Genomic DNA, 16055 nt, shown 5'->3' on the forward strand with positions numbered 1-16055 from the left:
GCCCATGTCTGAAACAAGGACGGATCGTGACGCCAAGACTGGCCGCGGTGCCCATAGCGCCGCCACGCTCAGCTTCAGCTTCGACGGCCGCCGGCTGATTGGCCGCGACGGCGACACGGTCGCGGCCTCCCTGCTGGCGAACGGTGTCACAGTCTGCCGCGAGACCCCTGTCTCCGGCGCGCCGCGCGCGCCCTATTGCCTGATGGGCGTCTGCTTCGAATGCCTCGTGGTCATCGACGGCGTCGGCAATCGCCAGGGCTGCATGGTGCCGCTGCGCGACGGCATGACGATCGAAACCCAGCATGGCCGGCGTCAGCCCGAGGAGACGCAAGGATGAAGCCCCTCACAGACATCGACCAGCTCGCCGAGCATTACGACCTCGCCATCGTCGGCGCAGGTCCGGCCGGCCTCTCGGCCGCGGCACGCGCGAGCGAGCTCGGCCTTGCCGTGCTGCTCGTCGACGAGAACCCGGCGCCGGGCGGCCAGATCTACCGTTCGATCACGACGACGCCGGTCTCCGACCGCGCCGTGCTCGGCGCGGATTACTGGCGCGGCCGGGACATCGTCGCCCGCCTCAAACGTTCGGCAGCCGCCTATGCCGCGCGCTGCACCGTCTGGTCGATCGCCCCCGACGTGGAGTCGGATGCATCGCCCTTCGAAATCGGCCTTTCGCTCGATGGCCGCGCCCGGCTGATCAGCGCCGGGCAGGTCATTCTGGCGACCGGCGCGCAAGAGCGGCCCTTCCCGATCCCGGGCTGGACCTTGCCCGGCGTGATGACCGCGGGCGCGGCGCAGATCGCGCTGAAGAGCTCGGCGATCGTCCCCAAGGGCCGCACCGTGATCGCCGGCTGCGGGCCGCTGCTCTATCTCCTGGCGGGTCAGCTCGCCGCTGCCGGCGCCGAGATCGTCGCCGTCCTCGACACCACGCCCCGGCGCAACTGGCGCGCCGCGCTCGCGGCGCTGCCCGACTTCCTGCGTTCGCCCTATCTCGCCAAGGGGCTCAAGCTGATGGCCAAGGCTCGCCGCAGCCTGCGCTTCCTTGGTGGCGTCACCAGCCTCGCAGTCGAAGGCTCGGATCGGCTCTCCGCCATCCGCTTCGAGCGCGGCGGCGCCTCCGAGAGCCTCGCCTGCGACACGCTCCTGCTGCATCAGGGCGTCATCCCGAGCGTCAATCTCTCCAATGCCGCCGGCTGCGCGCATGATTTCGATCCGGTCCAGCATTGCTGGGTGCCGCAGCTCGACGACTGGTTCGCCTCTTCCGTCCCAGGCATCGCGATCGCGGGCGACGGTGCCGGCATCGGCGGGGCCGAGAGCGCGGCGCTGCGCGGCGAGGTCGCCGCGCTCGACACGGCCAGGCGGCTTGGCCGGATCACCATCCCGGAGCGCGACGATCAGGCGGCGCCTATCCGAGCGGCGCTCGGGCGCACGCTGCGCGGCCGCCGCTTTCTCGATTTGCTCTACAAGCCGGCCGCACAATTCCTCGCACCCATCGTGGACGACACCATCATCTGCCGTTGCGAGGAGGTCACGGCCGGGCAGGTGCGCGATGCCGCTAAACGGCTTGGCGTCACCGGCCCCAACCAGATGAAGGCTTTTCTGCGTTGCGGCATGGGTCCCTGCCAGGGGCGGCTGTGCGGGCCGACCGTCGTCGAGCTGATCGCAGAGGCGCGCGGCACGACTCCCGCCGAGGTCGGTTATTACCGCCTGCGCCCGCCGGTGAAGCCGGTGACGCTGGCCGAGCTCGCCTCGCTGCCGCAGAGCGAGGCCGCCGTCAAAGCGGTGGTTCGGTGAGCGCAGAGCGCCGCAGCGCCGATGTCATCGTCATCGGCGGCGGCATCCATGGCTGCTCGACCGCGCTGCACTGTGCCTTGCGCGGCTTCTCGGTCATCCTGATCGAGAAGGACCATGCCGGCCGCCATGCTTCTGGCGTCAATGCCGGCGGCGTGCGCCAGCTCGCGCGCCATGTCGCGGAAATACCGCTCTCCAACACCTCGATGGCGATCTGGCATGGCATCGCCGCGCTCATCGACGATGATTGCGGCTTCACCTCGGACGGCCAGGTGCTGGTCGCGGAAAACGACGCCGATCTCGCCGGTTGCCGCGCCCGCGTCGAGGATCTCAACCTGCGCGGTTTCCATCATGAGGAAATGATCGACGCCAGGGAGCTGCGCGAGATCGTCCCAGCCGTCTCCGAGACCTGCCCCGGCGGCGTGATCTCGCGCCGCGACGGCGCCGCCATTCCGCTGCGCGCGACGCAGGCCTTCAAGCGCAAGGCCGCCGAAATGGGGGCGACGATCCGCGAGGGAGTGAAGGTCACGAAGGTCGAGCGCGACGGCGCAAACTGGCGCGTCGTCACCGATGCCGGTGATTTCCTCAGCCCCCGCATCGTCAACGCCGCCGGCGCCTGGGCCGACCGCATCGCCGCTGATCTCGGTGAGCCCGTGCCGCTGGAGGTGATCGCACCGATGCTGATGATCACCGCGCCGATGCCGGCCTTCATCAAGCCGGTCGTCATCCTGCGCGGCCGAAAGCTCTCCTTCAAGCAATTCGGCAACGGCACCGTCCTGATCGGCGGCGGCTATCTCGGCCGCGCCATCCGCGACGAGAACAGGACGATCCTCGACTGGGGCAAGCTCGCGACCAACGCGAAGACGGTCTGGGATCTGTTCCCGATCATGCGCGGGGCGCCGATCCTGCGCGCCTGGGCTGGAATCGAGGCGCGTATGCCCGACGATCTGCCCTGCTTCGGCCCAAGCGCCAGGCATGAGGGCGTCTATCACCAGTTCGGCTTCTCCGCTCATGGCTTCCAGCTCGGGCCGGGCGCCGGCGCCGTGATGGCCGAGATCATCGCGACCGGCCACAGCAACGTGCCCATCGACGGGCTCGACATCGCCCGATTCACAGCCTCAGCCGTGCACTAACCTCTTTTCAACCAGGAGAAAAACCATGACGATCACCCGTTCCATCCGCACGCCAATCCAGAACCGCGTCGTCCAGACCGGGGGGCTGGTCTTCGTCGGCGGCACCACCGCCGATGACACGACCCAGTCGATGGGCCCGCAGACCCACAACATCCTGACCAAGATCGAGGGCTATCTCGGCGAGATCGGCCTCGACCGGACAGCGATCGTCGCCGCGACGATCTTCGTCACGGACCTGTCGATGAAGAAGGAGATGGACCCGGTCTGGACCGCCTTCTTCGGCGAAGGTTTGCCGACCCGCGCCACGGTCGGCGTCGCCGATCTCGGCGGCACCACGCTAATCGAGGTCGTGGTCACCGCCGCCAAGGGCTGATCGAGCATTTCAAACCACGCGCCTCCGCCTTCAGGCGGAGGCGCTTTGTCTCATGTTCCGCACTTATACGCAGTGCCCGCCGTACTCGGGCCTTTCCACTTGATGTCGGCGACGGACGACTCGACATGGGTCGCGCCGAGCTCGGCGCCGCCGGCCTTCAACCGCGCCAATGCCGCATCGCGCGCCTGGTCCCTGAGCAGCACCTTGCCCAATGGCGATGCGCCTTCAAGCTCGCCGAGCTTCTTGCAGTTCGCGACGACGCTTTTGGCGTCCGTGACGACCACGGTATTCGAGCGCGAGTTCGGAAGCACGCAGGCCGAGAGCGCGAGCAGGGGCAAAAGCAGGAGGGAACGCAGCATCGGGCCGATCCTTAGAGCGTTTTCAAGCGAAGTGGACACCGATTCCCCCGCGACAAACGCGAAGCGTTTGCCTGGAGAAAACGCGTTAAAATAAAAAAGCAGCAGCGCTACGATGCGCCCGCCGCCATGATCCCCGCTATTGCCGTATTTTCAAGGCCCGACTTCGGAAAATTGGCCGTCTGCCTCACGCGGGCTCCGGCATGCGCGCGGTCGGGCCACCGAGATGCAGCACGGCATCGAGCAGTTCGCGCGCATAAGCCGTCGCGGGCGCGCTGAACACCATGCGGCTTTCGCCCTGCTCGACCACACGCCCGTTTTGCAGCACTACGGTGCGCTCGCACATCATCCTGACCACGTTGAGGTCATGGCTGACGAAGAGCAGCGCCAGCCCGTCCTCGCGACGCAAACGGTCGAGCAGTTGCAGGATCACTGCCTGGACCGAGACATCGAGAGCCGCCGTCGGCTCGTCGAGCACGAGCAGGCGCGGCCGGCAGGCGATGGCGCGCGCGATGCCGACGCGCGCCTTCTGGCCGCCCGAGAGCTGGTGCGGAAAGCGCTCCAGCAATTCGCTCGGCAAACCGGCGCGCTCGGCGCATTCGCTGACCCGCCCCGCCAGCGCCGACCCATTCTTCATGCCGAGCAGGCGGCGCAATGGATGGGCGATGCAATCGAACGCATTGAAGCGCGGATTGAGGCTGTCTGTCGGATCCTGAAAGACGATCTGGATATCCCTGCGGAATTCGCTGCGATGGAAATCGCGCGCCGGCAGCGAACCGATCGCGCGGCCATCGAACAAAATCTCGCCTTGGCTCGGGTCGATCAATCGGCAGATCATGCGCGAGATCGTGCTCTTGCCCGAGCCCGATTCCCCGACCAGGCCCAGACTCTCGCCAGCCGCGATATTGAAGGAGACGTCGTCGACCGCCGTGACGCCGCCATCATAGCGCTTCACCAGCTTCTGGACTTCAAGCAGCAGCGGCGTGCCGGGCGGCGGCTTGCTAGCCGCGACGGTCCCGTCATTGCGAGCGGAGCGAAGCAATCCAGGGGGGCTCGCGCCGCTCTCCTGGATTGCTTCGTCGGCTGCGCCTCCTCGCAATGACGAAGGCGCCAAATCGGCGATGGTCGAGGTCGCGGTCGGCGAAGCGGCGACGAGGCGCTTGGTATAGGGGTGCTGCGGCGCGCTGAAGAGCATCGCAGGCGCGGCCTGTTCGACGACCTGGCCCCGTTCCATCACCACAGCACGCTGGCAATAGCGCGAGGCGAGGCCGAGATCATGCGTGATCAGGATCATCGCCATGCCACGCTGCGCCGTGATGCGGGCGACGAGGTCCATCACCGTCTTCTGCGTGGTGACGTCGAGCCCCGTCGTCGGCTCATCGGCGATCAGCAGGGCCGGCTCGCAGGCGATCGCCATCGCGATCATCACGCGTTGGCACATGCCGCCCGAGAGTTCGTGCGGGTAGGCGTCGAGCCGCTTTTCCGGATCGCGGATCAGCACCGCCTTGAGCAGGTCGAGCGCCCGCGCCCGCCCCTCGCTCGCCGAGATGGGCTCATGCGCCATGATCGCATCCGCGATCTGCCGGCCGACGCTGCGGATCGGGTTCAGTGCGCCGCGCGGGTTCTGGAAGATCATCGAGATCGCCGCGCCATGCAGGGAGCGCAATTGCTTCGACGAGGCCTTGCTGATGTCCTGCCCCTTGAAGCGGATGCTGCCTTGCGAGATGCGCCCCGCCGCGTCGAGCAATCGCGTGATCGCGAACGCCGTCACAGATTTGCCCGAGCCGCTCTCGCCGACGATGCCCAGCGTCTCGCCGGCGGCAACGGAGAGGCTGACGCCGCGCACCGCCTCGACGATTCCGCTACGGGTCGAGAAACGCACATGCAGATCGTCGATGGCGAGCAAGGGCTCGCTGATCATGGCGTCCATCGCCTTTAAGTCCGCATGCGTGGGTCGAGGATGTCGCGCAGCCCGTCGCCCAGCAGGTTGAAGCAGAGCACGGTCAGCATCAGCGCCAATCCCGGAAACGCGACGAGCCACCATTTCCCGGTCGAGATGAAGCGTGCGCCCTCGGCGACCATGATGCCCCATTCCGGCGTCGGCGGCTTGACCCCGAGCCCGATGAAGGAAAGCCCTGCGGCGTTCAGGATCGCCCAGCCGAGATTGAGCGAGACCTGCACCGCCATTGCCGGCAGCACATTGGGCAAGAGGAAGCGCAGCACGACCGAGACATGGCTGTCGCCGCAGGCGCGCGCCGCCTCGACCCAGCCAGCGTTGCGCCGGACATTCACCTCGGCGCGGGCGAAGCGGATATAGAAAGGCAGGTTGATGATCGCGGTCGCGATGACGATGTTCTCGACCCGGTTGCCGAGCGCCGCCACCATCGCCATGGCGAGCACGAACAGCGGAAACGCCATCAGCACATCGACGAAGCGCCCGACATAGCGGTCGAGCCGGCCCCCGCTATAACCGCACAGCGCCCCGATCACCGCCCCGATGACGAAGGAGAGCGTCACCGCCGAAGCTGCGATCGCGAGATCCAGCCCCGCCGCCACGATCAAGCGGCTGAAGACGTCACGGCCGAGCTGGTCGGTGCCGGCCCAGTATTTCGCGCTCGGCGGCAGCAGCGCGTTGGGCACGTCGGACGCGATCGGGTCAAAAGGCACGATCCACGGCCCGATGACGGCGAGCACGCAGAGCGCGAAGGCGCCCGCCGCGGCGAACGCCGTGACCGGGTTGCCGCGCAGGATCCAGACGGTGTGGCGCAGCGTGGCGGAGGTCATGGGTTCGCTCCTCCGTCATTTCGGGGCGCGCCGAAGGCGCGAACCCGGAACCCACGACTGGGTGTGTCGCAGCTCGCCGTCATTGCGAGGAGCGTCAGCGACGAAGCAATCCAGGGGTGACAGCGCTCTACGCCCGCCTGGATTGCTTCGCTCCGCTCGCAATGACGGAATGGTCGCGCCCGGTCATGGGTTCCGGGTTCATCGCGGAGTTTATCCTTGGGCCGACCGAAGGTCGGACCCGAGGGCGATGCCCCGGAAAGACAGGTATGGGCGCAAGCCATCATTCCACCGACACTCTGGGATCGGCGATGCCGTAGAGCACGTCCACCGTCAGGTTCACCAGGACGAAGATCGACGCCATCAGCAGCACGAAACCCTGTACCGGCGCATAGTCCGAGGAGAGCAGCGCGTCGAGCGCATAGGACGCGACGCCCGGCCAGGAGAACACCTTCTCGACCAGCACATTCGCGCCCAGCATGGTCGAGAACACGATGCCGGCAATGGTCAGCACCGGCAGAAGCGCGTTGCGCAGGGCGTAGGTGACGATGACCTTGCGCCGCGACAGGCCAAGCGAGCGCGCCGTGCGGACGAAATCGCTGCCGAGCGAGGCCAGCATCGCCGCGCGCGTGATCCGCGCCAGCGGCGCGACCACGAAAAGCGCCATGGTGAAGGCGGGCAGCACGAGCTGGCTCGCGGCCGCGCGCCAGCCCTCCCAATCGCCGGCTAGCGCGAAATCGATCAGCAGGAAGCCCGTCACCAAGGGTGGCGGCGAAGTGAAGATGTCGACCCGCCCGGTCGGATCGGGCGCGAAGCCGAGCAGGTAGTAGAAAACATAGATCAGCAAGAGCCCGGAAACGAAGGTCGGCACGCAGACGCCGAGCGCGCAGATGAAGCGCACGATATGATCGATGCCCGAACCTTGCCTCAGCGCGGCCGCGACGCCGAGCGGCACCGCCGTGACCAGCGCGATCAACAGCGCTGAGAAGGTGAGCTCGAGCGAGGCCGGCAGCCGCGACTTCAGATCGCTCAGCACCGGCTGGCCCGTGGTCAGCGAGCGCCCGAGATTGCCCGTGCCGATATCGCCGAGATAGCGCAGGAGCTGCTCGGGCACCGGCTTGTCGAGCCCCATCTGCTTGCGGATCGTCTCGATCTCCTCCTTGCCCGCCGTCGGGCCCGAGGCAAAGAACACCGCCGGATCGCCCGGCAGAACCCGCATCAGCAGGAAGGTGAAGACGAGCACGCCAAACAGCGCCGGCAGGGACGAGGCGAACCGCCAGCCCGCGCGCTTGGCCGTGATGGAGAGTTGCGACATGTCAGGAAACGCCCTGCAGAACCGCGCCGTTATTCCGGGGCGGCCCAAAGGGTCGAGCCCGGAACCCGTGGAAACACGACCTCCCACCCGTCATGCTCGCCCCTGTGGCGAGCATCCACGTCGTCATCATAGCGCTCGACAAGCAAAGACGTGGATGGTCGGGACAAGCCCGACCATGACGGCTGGAAGCTGTCCGCTCCACGGCCTCACTTCCGGCTCAGATCGCGGAAATCGATCTGCCGGTGGAACTGGTAGACATAGCCGTCGATCGAACTTGCCATCACCGCGTCCTGTGCCGGCTGCCAGAGCGGTATCTGCGGCATCAGTTCGAAATGGCGCGTGTTCAGATCCTTGCCCAGGGCCGCGTATTTCGCCTTGTCGGCCTCGAAGCGGGCGGCCTGCGCCCATTCCGTGATCTTGGCGTCGTCGAGCGAGGCGTAGTTCCAGCGGATCGGGCCGATATAGAAGTTGCGGTAGAAGTAATCCATCGAGGGCAGCCAGGCGACGATGCCCTCGGTGAAGAACGGCAGCTTCTTCTCATTGATCAGCGTCGACATCTGCGCGTCCGGCAGCTTCTGGATATCGACCTTGATGCCGACCTTCCCCAGCGATTCCTTGAGCAGCGCCGCCATCGGCTCGGCCGTGCCGGCCTGGCCGACATTGAAGGAGAAGGTGGTCGAGAAGCCATCGGGCAGGCCGGCCGCCGCAAGCTGCTTCTTGGCCTCGGCGAGGTCCGTCTTCAGCGGCTGCGGGATCGGGAAGACCTCGCCGGTCGGGGCCTTGCCATCCGGCCAGCTCGCGCCATAGAGCGGCGCCCCGCGTCCGAACAGGGCCGCCTTGAACATGTCGTCATAGGGCAGCGCCGCAGCGATGGCGCGCCGGACCTCGATCTTGTCGAAGGGCGGCATCTGGTTGTTGAACGAAACGAAGGTGATCGAATTGTACTGAGGCGTCGAGACGACCTTGAGCTTGCCCTTCTTCTCCAAGTCGGCGGCGTCGGTCGCCTGCAGGTCGATGACGATGTCGGCATCGCCCTTCTCGACCAGATTGGCGCGCGTGGCGGCTTCCGGCACGGTCTGGGTGATGATGCGCTTGAAGCTCGCCGGTTTGTCGGCCGAGCCGCGATTCCAGTCCGGATTGCGGCGCAGGATCGTGGTCTCGCCCGGCTTGTAGCTTTCGATGATGTAGGCGCCGGAGCCGGCAGTGTTGTCCTTGAGCCAGTTCAGCGCCCAGGGGTCCTCAGCCGTCGCATGCGACTTCGCCAGCTTCGAATTGATGATCACGGGATAGACCACGGCAAGGTTCGCCAAGGCCAGCTTGTCGGGCTTGGGCAGCGTGACCTCGAAGGTGTGGGCGTCGATGATCTTGAACTGATCCGGGCTGGTCAGCGAGCCGGTCAGCAACTGGCCCTTGCCCAGGACATTGGCGCTGACCTCACGGTCGAGCGACCATTTCACATCCTCGGCCGTCACCGGCGTTCCGTCGTGGAACTTGGCGTCCTTGCGCAGATTGAAGCTGATCTTCAGCCCGTCGGGGCTGACCGTGTAGCTCTCGGCCAATTCGCCGCGGATGCTGTCGAGATCGAACACCCATTTGCCGTTGATCTGCTTCCTGCCGAAGGAGAGCAGCCGGTCATAAGTCAGGAGGCTCAGGCCGAAGGCCTCACGGGTCGAGCCTGGAATGTTGGGATCGAGCGTGTTGATGGCCGCGCCGGTGACATGGCGCAGCGTCTCGGCACGTGTCTGGGCCAGCGCCGGCGAGGCCAGGAGAGCTGTCGAGGTCAAGAGCGCGGCTGCAAGCCAGCCCGTCCGCACGATCGTCATGGTCGTTTCCCTCTTCATCGGCGCAGTCATCAGGTTGGTTCCTAGAGCCGGATGATTTCAGATGGGATCACAGAATGATCCCATCTGAAATCTCAATCCGTCTCTCATCCAGGAGTGAGAGCAGGATTCTATGCGAAAAACCGGTGCCCACTTTTTCGCATCCTGCTCTCGCGGAACCGGATGCAAGCGTGGTGCCATACAGTGCATCATCTCTCCTCCCGCCCGAGGCGGGAAGCATCCTTTCCCTTCCATCCGAGAAAGGATCACCGCAGCACGGCTTGCGGCACGTCATAGGCCTGGAACGAGGCCCAGTGCAGCTCGACATCGGCGCGAAACAGCCCGCGCGTGATGCCCGAGACGAGCTTGGGCACCGCCGTGGTCATCGCGTTGATCGAGGAACCGGACGCTCCGAAGCTCATCGTCGAGGCAATGGTGAAGAGATGGATGTCGCCGATCCAGGGCGTCGCGCCCGGTACGCGCTCGGTCAGCGCGTAATCATCGCCGAGATAGGGGAAGCGGCCGAGCCGCTCGTCACGCTCGGCCGTCGGCGGCGCATAGCGGTCCGCCCAGGAGGCGATGTTGCCGGCAAAGCCCGCAAGCTCCGGCCGCACGGAGAGGTCGATCTCGATACCGGCCGCAGCGATGACGAAATCGACCGTGAGCGAGCCTTGCGGCGTCGCGATCTCGACACCGCCAGGCCCGTCGATCGCGCTCAGAGCAGGCGCGCCGAGATGCAGGGAAAAGGCGTCGTGGCGGGCGCAGCGGTCATAGGTCGCTTGCGGAAACCCCTCCCGCAGCGCCAGGACGGCGCTCATGAAACGCCAGCGCCAGGCATCGTCGAGGTCGCTGAGATGGCGAAGGAAACCGCGAAAGGTCAGCCAGCGATAGGGCTGGATCACTTGCGCCTCGGGCCGGCGGCAGAGCAGATGCACCTGCGCCGCCCCGGCCTCCAGCGCTGTCGCGGCATTGTCGAAAGCCGACGCGCCGGCCCCGATCACCGCGACGCGCTTGCCCGCAAGCGCGGCGAAATCGATCGGCTCGGCGCAATGCGCGCTGCGTGAGGCCGGCAGCGCCATCAGCGGCGCCGGCATGGTCCAGTCGCCCAGGCTCTCCTGCCCGGTTGCGAGCACGATCTTGCGGGCATGCAGCGTCTCGGCCTTGCCGCCGCTGCTTAGCGTCACGGCCAGCAGCCCGCCGGCGGGGGCGATATCGACCACCTCCGCCTCGTTGCGGACGGGGATGCCGACGACATGGCGAAACCAACCAAGATAATCCGCCCAGTGTCCTTTCGAGATCAACGCCAGCTCATCCCAGCTTTCGAGACCGAATTTGGCTTCGTGCCAGGATTGGTAGGTCAGGCTCGGCACATCGAGATCGGGGCCGGTGAAATCCTTCGGGCTGCGCAACGTATGCATGCGCGCATAGGAGCGCCATGGCCCTTCCTGCCCCGCAGCCGCCTTGTCGAGCACCAGGATGTTGGTGACTTGCGAGCGCTGCAGGCCGAAGGCTGTCGCCAGCCCCGACTGGCCGCCCCCGACCACGATCACGTCATAGGCCGGCTTGCCGTCCGGCCCCGGAACCGGCTCGAGCCAGGGCGCGCTGGGATGGGCGGTGCGGGCGAGATCGGCGGCGATGCGGCTCTCGAGAACCGATAATCCGTCATGCTTCATGGCAACATCCCATGCAGTGATCATGCCGGAAACCGGTCACGCGGCAAGCCAGCCGCCATCGACCACCAGCGTCGTCCCGGTGCTGAACGAGGAGGCCTCGCTGGCGAGATAGAGCGCGGCTTGCGCCACCTCCTCGGCGCGGCCGAAGCGCTTCATCGCATGGCGGTTGCGCGAGGCCTCGCGCAGCGGCTCGGGTTCGGCATGGCGGGCAAAACTGCGCCGCAGCATCGGCGTGTCGATCGCGCCTGGAGCGATCGCGTTCACGCGGATGCCGTCTCCGGCATAGTCCAGCGCCATCGTCCGGGTCAGGCTGAGGATCGCCCCCTTGGCCGCGATATAGGCGCTGTTGCCGCGCCCGCCGGCCAGAGCCAGCTGCGAGGCGAAGGTCACGATCGCACCGCCACCCCGCCGCTGCATCGCCGGGATCACAGCCTTGGCGAAGAGGAAGGTGCCGCCGACATTGGCGCGGAAGACGGCGTCCCAATCCTCGGGCGTGGTCGTCGTCACCGTGCCGCCGCAGGAAAAGCCGGCGGCCGTCACCAGAACGTCGATACGGCCGAAGCGCGCGAGGACCTGTTCCGCGACGCCATCGGCGAAGCCCGGCAAGCCGACATCGCCGATATGAGCGCAAGCCTGCCCACCGGCCTCGATGATCAGCGCCACCGCCGCCTGCGCAGCCTCGGCATCGCGATCGACGACTGCGACGCAAGCGCCTTCGCGAGCAAAGAGCAGCGCGCTCGCCTGCCCGATGCCCGAGCCGGCGCCGGTCAGCAGAGCGACCTTTCCCCCAAGCTTCATCGCCCGAGCTCCTTCATCGTCCAAATCCCTTCACCGCCCAAGCCCCCGGCCATGCATCCACCACCAGGCGGCCAGTGCATTCGCTGACTCCGCTACACCGGTTGCGGCCTCCCAGCCGAATTCCTCGCTCATCCGCAAAGTGGACAGCGGCGCGCGGTCGCCCGGCCCGTGCAGGTCGATCGTTGCCGCCTCGCCGGGCTCAGCCAGGCGGCAGATGAAACCGGGAAAATTGGCTGCCAGCGCCTGCCCCCACTCCAGGGCCGCGAAGCGCCGCGCCGTCGAAATGTTGTAGAGCCGATGACGCAAGGCTGGCGCGCCCGCCAGGATCCGCACCGCCTCGGCGAGATCGGGCGCGTAGATCCAGTCGCGCAGGCCTGGTCGGGGCAGGATCGCGGGCTCGTCCTTCCCAGCAGCAGCGAGGATCTGGCTTTGCGGGCTCAGTGTGTCGCGCACGCCCGTCGCACGCTCCCAGGGGCCGAAGACGCCGCTGAGCCGCAAGGAGACCAGATCGAGCCCCCAGAGATCGGCCAGCCGCCCGCCGACGCGCTCGCTCGCCCATTTGCTGATCGCATAGAGGCTGACCGGATCGCCCGGCGTCTCCTCGTCGAGCTCCTGATAGCGCTCTCCGGCCACCCCATAAGCAGCGGCCGAACTCAGATTGACGATGCGCCGGACACCCGCAGCCCGCGCCGCCTCCAGGATCGGCACCTGAGCAAGCAGATTGACCTGCAGGATCGTCTCCGGGTCGCGTGCATCGCGCGCCGCGCCGGCGGTGATCGCAGCGCCCATGATGACGACGTCCACGCCGGGCTGCACCACCTCGGCAATCGCCATCTTGTCGGTGACGTCCCCCTGGATAGCGGTCAAGCGCCCCGGCAGCCGGGAAAAAGCCTTCCGGGTGGCAGCAGGCAACGCCATGCGGTCGAACACAACAACGTCGTCGCCTTTCATCAACATCGCCTCCGCGATGTTGAGCCCGACGAAACCGACACCGCCAAAGACCAGGATTCTCAAGAAACGCCCCTTCACACAGCTTGCACGCGACGGCGGCCGACCTAAGCCTTCAACCGTGCCGCCCACAAGCGTGACCGGTCCCGATCATGCCCGCATCTTCGGCGCGGCGGCGAAAATTTCGCCCATCCCGGCCGCGCCCGCCGCAGAACCGGGCCGGCATGTCGCATTGCATCGGCGCGAACCATGGTCTAGGCGTCGCGCGACACCTGCAGAGGCAGCGCGCCACCCGCCGCCACGCCTGGAGCAGGATGCGAAAAGTGGGAACCGGTTTTTCGCATAGATCAGCTTTCACCTTCGGTGAGAGACGGTTTCAGACATTGGCACTTTAGCCGCCGCATCGCGCGGCCCGTCCATTTTCCGAAAGGACCCCCATCATGGCCCGCAAGAAATCGAAGCCGCTCGATGCCGAATTCGTGATGTTCGACGTCGTCTATACCGACGGCTCGCGCCGCTCCAACCGACGGGTGCCGACCGCACTCCTCGGCGGCCTCGACGGCGACGAGCCGGCGCGCGACGCCATCATGGAGCAGGACCGCGCCATCGCCGAGAAATCCGGCATGCCGGCGCTGGAAATCGCTACGCTTGCCCGTTCGGGCAAGGTCGTGGAGAAACCTGGGCGCAAGGTCGGCTAAACAATGGCGCGCCCAAGGCGACCGAGTATTCCCATGACGATCGAGACTGCTTAAACCAACAGGCGCGGTTGTTCTTGACCTGCAACGGCGTGTGTATTTTAAGTCCTTGCTCCATTGGGAGGCTGAAAAGGAAAAATTGATGCGTACCCTTCTCATCGTTGGCGCGCTGGCCGCCGTACTTGCTGGCTGCCAGACGCGGCAGGAATCACTGGCTGATGCCGAAATCACCTGCGAGTCGCAGGGCTTCCGCCCCGGCACCCGCGCCTATCAGCAGTGCCGCTCGGCCAACTTCACCGAGAACCGTCGCGCTTCGAACGAAGCCGGCAGCGCTGTTGCGGCCGGCGTCGCCGCCGGCGTCATCGGCGGTGCGCTCATCGCCGCTGACAACCGCTCCTATTACGGCCGCGGTTACTACGGCCGCCGTGGTTACGGCTGGTATTGATAGCTGAACACCGACGAGCCCGTCTGATCTGACAGGCTTGTCGATGTCAAAAACAAAACCCCGCGGCCGAAAGGCTGCGGGGTTTTTCGTGGCTCGAGCGTTTTCGAGCGAAGTGGACGCCGGGTCGCGTGAAGGAAACGCGACAAAACTAAAGGGCTGGGTCCGTCAGCGCTTCGGTGCGGGCCGTTTGCGCGCGGGAGCCGCCTCGCTCGACGAGCCCAGCAATGATCCGAGCGCATAGACCGCTAACCCGATCCCTAACATCGCTGCGATCGGCTCCTTCTGAGCCCGCTGCGCGATCATCCGGCCGCCATAGCCGGCATAGTCGCGCGCATCGCCACTATGGGCGTTCAGCCATTGCTGGCTGCTCTTCAGCGCGCCCTCGCCTGACTTGGCTGCGTCCTTGCCGTAATCACCGAGCAGGCCACGCAGCCTATCGAAATCGGGCTGGTAGCGCTCCCAGCGCGACGCGGGAGGTGAGCGCAGGCTCGCCCAGGCGATCAATCCGATGCCCAGCGCGCCCAGCCCGAACGCGACGACGGGATTGCGCTCGACCACGCGTATCACCGCCTGGCCGCCCTCGCGGGCGGTCTCGACCGGATCGATATCCGTCAAGGCGTCCTTGGCACGGTAGTAGCCCCCCTTGACCGTCTCCGTCGCCTTGTCGGCGACATCGGCGGCCTTGGCACGCAGGCCGTTGGTCGCATTGTCGATCTCGTCACCGGCTTCGTCCCAGCCTTTCGGCGTGTCGGGCGGAAACTTGTTCATGGTCGCCATTGCGAACCTCCTTCCATACACAGATCCAAGTTCAATGAACGAAGCAGCGATGCGAGAGTTCCGCCCGGCGGAAAGCACGCGTCGCATCGACGCCCGTTTCCGCCCTTCGCGAGCCCCTTACACGTGGCGCGGGCCCGCGCGCAAAGCCTTGCCGGCAAAGGCTTGTTTCGGACGGCACCCGGTCATGACAGCGCCAAGATTGAATGGGATTCAGCATCGTCCATCCCAATCGAGCAATCATCCATCCCAATCGAGAAGGAGACGCTCATGCAAACACAGCACCTCCAGATCACCCGCCCTGGCGTAATGTCGGACCCGGAATGGATCGCCCTCGAGAGCATCGACGAGCAGACCACCCATTTCATCTTCGACGATGACATGCTGGTCGTGCTAAAGGATCGCGGCCTCGTCGAGCCGCTCGGCGGGCGCTGGCTCGTCACCGAACATGGCCAGAAGGCGCTGAACGAGCGCAACCTTTAGAGCATTGCGCGAAAAACTGGGCACCGGCTTTTCGCGTGAGCAATGCTCTAAGCTTTTAGAATCGATCACGTTCGTCGCATTCGGGCGTTTCCGTCCGAAGGCGACGCGATCTGAGCCCACTCTCCTCTGGCCCGCCCAGCCTTCGCAGCCTATCCTTCATCCCGACGCGACTGCACGTGCCGCTGGAACTCTGGCGACCCTAGTGTGGGCGCGTCTGCCGCCGCCCCTTCGACTGCGAATCCCATGGCCAAGCCTGTCAGCATCACGATTTCCCATGAACTCGGCCGCGAGGCCGCGCTCGCACGCATCCGTGGCGGCGTCGACCGCATCCGCGACAAGCTCGGCATGGTGAAGATGCAGCTCGTCGAGGAGGAGTGGCGCGACGACACGCTGGATTTCGGCGTGGCCGCGCTGGGCTATACGGTGCGGGGCAGCCTCACCGTCGAGGAGAGGCTGGTGCGCGTCGAGATGATGCTGCCCTGGGTGCTGGCGACATTCGCCGAGGCGCTGAAGCTTGGCGTCGAGAAGCAGGGTCGCGTCCTGCTGGACAAGCCAAAGGCCTGAGGCCGCCTGGCGGAAACGCCACCTCGCCCCCGTCGAAAGCGCTCTGAAAAGACCGCCTCAAGGTTGAAATTGCGCGACCCAGACGCCATGCTTCGAGTGCTCTCTCGAG

The 16055-nt window shown here is 66.2% G+C and carries 17 protein-coding genes; 8 read left to right on the forward strand and 9 right to left on the reverse strand.

Annotated features, from left to right (window positions below):
• Window positions 1-4: 4 nt before the first annotated feature.
• Genes BHK69_RS02955 through BHK69_RS02970 form a run of 4 tightly spaced genes read left to right on the forward strand, consistent with a single transcriptional unit; the run spans window position 5 to window position 3294 of the window.
• Window positions 5-337: a (2Fe-2S)-binding protein gene (locus BHK69_RS02955; RefSeq protein WP_244548382.1), complete on the forward strand. Its 333-nt coding sequence runs from the start codon at window positions 5-7 to the stop codon at window positions 335-337.
• A complete protein-coding gene (locus tag BHK69_RS02960; RefSeq protein WP_069688807.1) occupies window positions 334-1791 on the forward strand; it encodes an FAD-dependent oxidoreductase in 1458 nt (485 codons plus the stop codon). Before BHK69_RS02955 ends, BHK69_RS02960 begins: the two co-directional genes overlap by 4 nt.
• Window positions 1788-2921, forward strand: a complete 1134-nt coding sequence (locus BHK69_RS02965; protein WP_069688808.1) for an NAD(P)/FAD-dependent oxidoreductase — start codon at window positions 1788-1790, stop codon at window positions 2919-2921. The genes BHK69_RS02960 and BHK69_RS02965 overlap by 4 nt, the downstream gene beginning before the upstream one ends.
• A 25-nt stretch (window positions 2922-2946) precedes the next feature.
• The gene (locus BHK69_RS02970; RefSeq protein WP_069688809.1) at window positions 2947-3294 is read left to right on the forward strand and encodes a RidA family protein; all 348 of its coding nucleotides are present in this window, start codon (window positions 2947-2949) and stop codon (window positions 3292-3294) included.
• A 50-nt stretch (window positions 3295-3344) separates the two neighbouring features.
• Here the strand turns inward: BHK69_RS02970 and BHK69_RS02975 are convergent, their stop codons facing one another.
• The 8 genes from BHK69_RS02975 to BHK69_RS03010 form a co-directional block, all read right to left on the reverse strand.
• A complete protein-coding gene (locus BHK69_RS02975; RefSeq protein ID WP_069688810.1) occupies window positions 3345-3653 on the reverse strand; it encodes a hypothetical protein in 309 nt (102 codons plus the stop codon).
• A gap of 184 nt (window positions 3654-3837) precedes the next feature.
• The gene (gene nikE / locus BHK69_RS02980) at window positions 3838-5568 is read right to left on the reverse strand and encodes a nickel ABC transporter ATP-binding protein NikE (RefSeq protein WP_069693325.1); all 1731 of its coding nucleotides are present in this window, start codon (window positions 5566-5568) and stop codon (window positions 3838-3840) included.
• Between the two features lie 17 nt (window positions 5569-5585).
• Window positions 5586-6434: an ABC transporter permease gene (locus tag BHK69_RS02985; RefSeq protein ID WP_069688811.1), complete on the reverse strand. Its 849-nt coding sequence runs from the start codon at window positions 6432-6434 to the stop codon at window positions 5586-5588.
• A gap of 280 nt (window positions 6435-6714) precedes the next feature.
• Window positions 6715-7746 carry an ABC transporter permease gene (locus BHK69_RS02990; RefSeq protein ID WP_069688812.1) on the reverse strand — a complete coding sequence of 344 codons (1032 nt, stop codon included), beginning with the start codon at window positions 7744-7746 and terminating at the stop codon, window positions 6715-6717.
• Window positions 7747-7952: 206 nt separating this feature from the next.
• A complete protein-coding gene (locus BHK69_RS02995) occupies window positions 7953-9569 on the reverse strand; it encodes an ABC transporter substrate-binding protein (RefSeq protein WP_069693326.1) in 1617 nt (538 codons plus the stop codon).
• A gap of 263 nt (window positions 9570-9832) precedes the next feature.
• A complete protein-coding gene (locus BHK69_RS03000) occupies window positions 9833-11239 on the reverse strand; it encodes an FAD-dependent oxidoreductase (RefSeq protein ID WP_069688813.1) in 1407 nt (468 codons plus the stop codon).
• Window positions 11240-11275: 36 nt separating this feature from the next.
• On the reverse strand, window positions 11276-12037 hold the full coding sequence (locus BHK69_RS03005) for an SDR family oxidoreductase (protein WP_069688814.1): 762 nt from the start codon (window positions 12035-12037) through the stop codon (window positions 11276-11278).
• Window positions 12038-12067: 30 nt separating this feature from the next.
• Window positions 12068-13051, reverse strand: coding sequence for an NAD-dependent epimerase/dehydratase family protein (locus tag BHK69_RS03010; protein WP_069693327.1), 984 nt, complete (start codon window positions 13049-13051; stop codon window positions 12068-12070).
• A gap of 374 nt (window positions 13052-13425) precedes the next feature.
• On the opposite strand from BHK69_RS03010, the gene BHK69_RS03015 reads away from it, so the two are divergent.
• Both BHK69_RS03015 and BHK69_RS03020 read left to right on the forward strand, forming a co-directional pair.
• Complete coding sequence (locus BHK69_RS03015; RefSeq protein ID WP_069688815.1) at window positions 13426-13683, forward strand: hypothetical protein; 258 nt, start codon at window positions 13426-13428, stop codon at window positions 13681-13683.
• A 139-nt stretch (window positions 13684-13822) separates the two neighbouring features.
• Window positions 13823-14125, forward strand: a complete 303-nt coding sequence (locus BHK69_RS03020) for a hypothetical protein (RefSeq protein WP_069688816.1) — start codon at window positions 13823-13825, stop codon at window positions 14123-14125.
• Window positions 14126-14290: 165 nt separating this feature from the next.
• Here BHK69_RS03020 and BHK69_RS03025 read toward each other — a convergent pair whose 3' ends face one another.
• A complete protein-coding gene (locus BHK69_RS03025; RefSeq protein WP_069688817.1) occupies window positions 14291-14902 on the reverse strand; it encodes a hypothetical protein in 612 nt (203 codons plus the stop codon).
• A gap of 267 nt (window positions 14903-15169) precedes the next feature.
• On the opposite strand from BHK69_RS03025, the gene BHK69_RS31835 reads away from it, so the two are divergent.
• Both BHK69_RS31835 and BHK69_RS03030 read left to right on the forward strand, forming a co-directional pair.
• Window positions 15170-15382: a hypothetical protein gene (locus BHK69_RS31835; protein ID WP_148663304.1), complete on the forward strand. Its 213-nt coding sequence runs from the start codon at window positions 15170-15172 to the stop codon at window positions 15380-15382.
• Window positions 15383-15625: 243 nt separating this feature from the next.
• On the forward strand, window positions 15626-15946 hold the full coding sequence (locus tag BHK69_RS03030) for a polyhydroxyalkanoic acid system family protein (RefSeq protein ID WP_069688818.1): 321 nt from the start codon (window positions 15626-15628) through the stop codon (window positions 15944-15946).
• The last annotated feature ends 109 nt before the right edge of the window (window positions 15947-16055 follow it).

The organism is Bosea vaviloviae, assembly GCF_001741865.1.
GTDB classification, from domain to species: Bacteria; Pseudomonadota; Alphaproteobacteria; order Rhizobiales; family Beijerinckiaceae; genus Allobosea; species Allobosea vaviloviae.

What these genes read in the sequence shown, in the direction of transcription:
- BHK69_RS03025 (WP_069688817.1), bottom strand. Translation starts at nt 14,902, where the DNA reads ATGGCGACCATGAACAAGTTTCCGCCCGACACGCCGAAAGGCTGGGAC.
- BHK69_RS02990 (WP_069688812.1), bottom strand. Translation starts at nt 7,746, where the DNA reads ATGTCGCAACTCTCCATCACGGCCAAGCGCGCGGGCTGGCGGTTCGCC.
- BHK69_RS03015 (WP_069688815.1), top strand. Translation starts at nt 13,426, where the DNA reads ATGGCCCGCAAGAAATCGAAGCCGCTCGATGCCGAATTCGTGATGTTC.
- BHK69_RS02995 (WP_069693326.1), bottom strand. Translation starts at nt 9,569, where the DNA reads ATGACGATCGTGCGGACGGGCTGGCTTGCAGCCGCGCTCTTGACCTCG.
- BHK69_RS02970 (WP_069688809.1), top strand. Translation starts at nt 2,947, where the DNA reads ATGACGATCACCCGTTCCATCCGCACGCCAATCCAGAACCGCGTCGTC.
- BHK69_RS02975 (WP_069688810.1), bottom strand. Translation starts at nt 3,653, where the DNA reads ATGCTGCGTTCCCTCCTGCTTTTGCCCCTGCTCGCGCTCTCGGCCTGC.
- BHK69_RS02985 (WP_069688811.1), bottom strand. Translation starts at nt 6,434, where the DNA reads ATGACCTCCGCCACGCTGCGCCACACCGTCTGGATCCTGCGCGGCAAC.
- BHK69_RS03000 (WP_069688813.1), bottom strand. Translation starts at nt 11,239, where the DNA reads ATGAAGCATGACGGATTATCGGTTCTCGAGAGCCGCATCGCCGCCGAT.
- BHK69_RS02960 (WP_069688807.1), top strand. Translation starts at nt 334, where the DNA reads ATGAAGCCCCTCACAGACATCGACCAGCTCGCCGAGCATTACGACCTC.
- BHK69_RS31835 (WP_148663304.1), top strand. Translation starts at nt 15,170, where the DNA reads ATGCAAACACAGCACCTCCAGATCACCCGCCCTGGCGTAATGTCGGAC.
- BHK69_RS03020 (WP_069688816.1), top strand. Translation starts at nt 13,823, where the DNA reads ATGCGTACCCTTCTCATCGTTGGCGCGCTGGCCGCCGTACTTGCTGGC.
- BHK69_RS03005 (WP_069688814.1), bottom strand. Translation starts at nt 12,037, where the DNA reads ATGAAGCTTGGGGGAAAGGTCGCTCTGCTGACCGGCGCCGGCTCGGGC.
- BHK69_RS02955 (WP_244548382.1), top strand. Translation starts at nt 5, where the DNA reads ATGTCTGAAACAAGGACGGATCGTGACGCCAAGACTGGCCGCGGTGCC.
- BHK69_RS03030 (WP_069688818.1), top strand. Translation starts at nt 15,626, where the DNA reads ATGGCCAAGCCTGTCAGCATCACGATTTCCCATGAACTCGGCCGCGAG.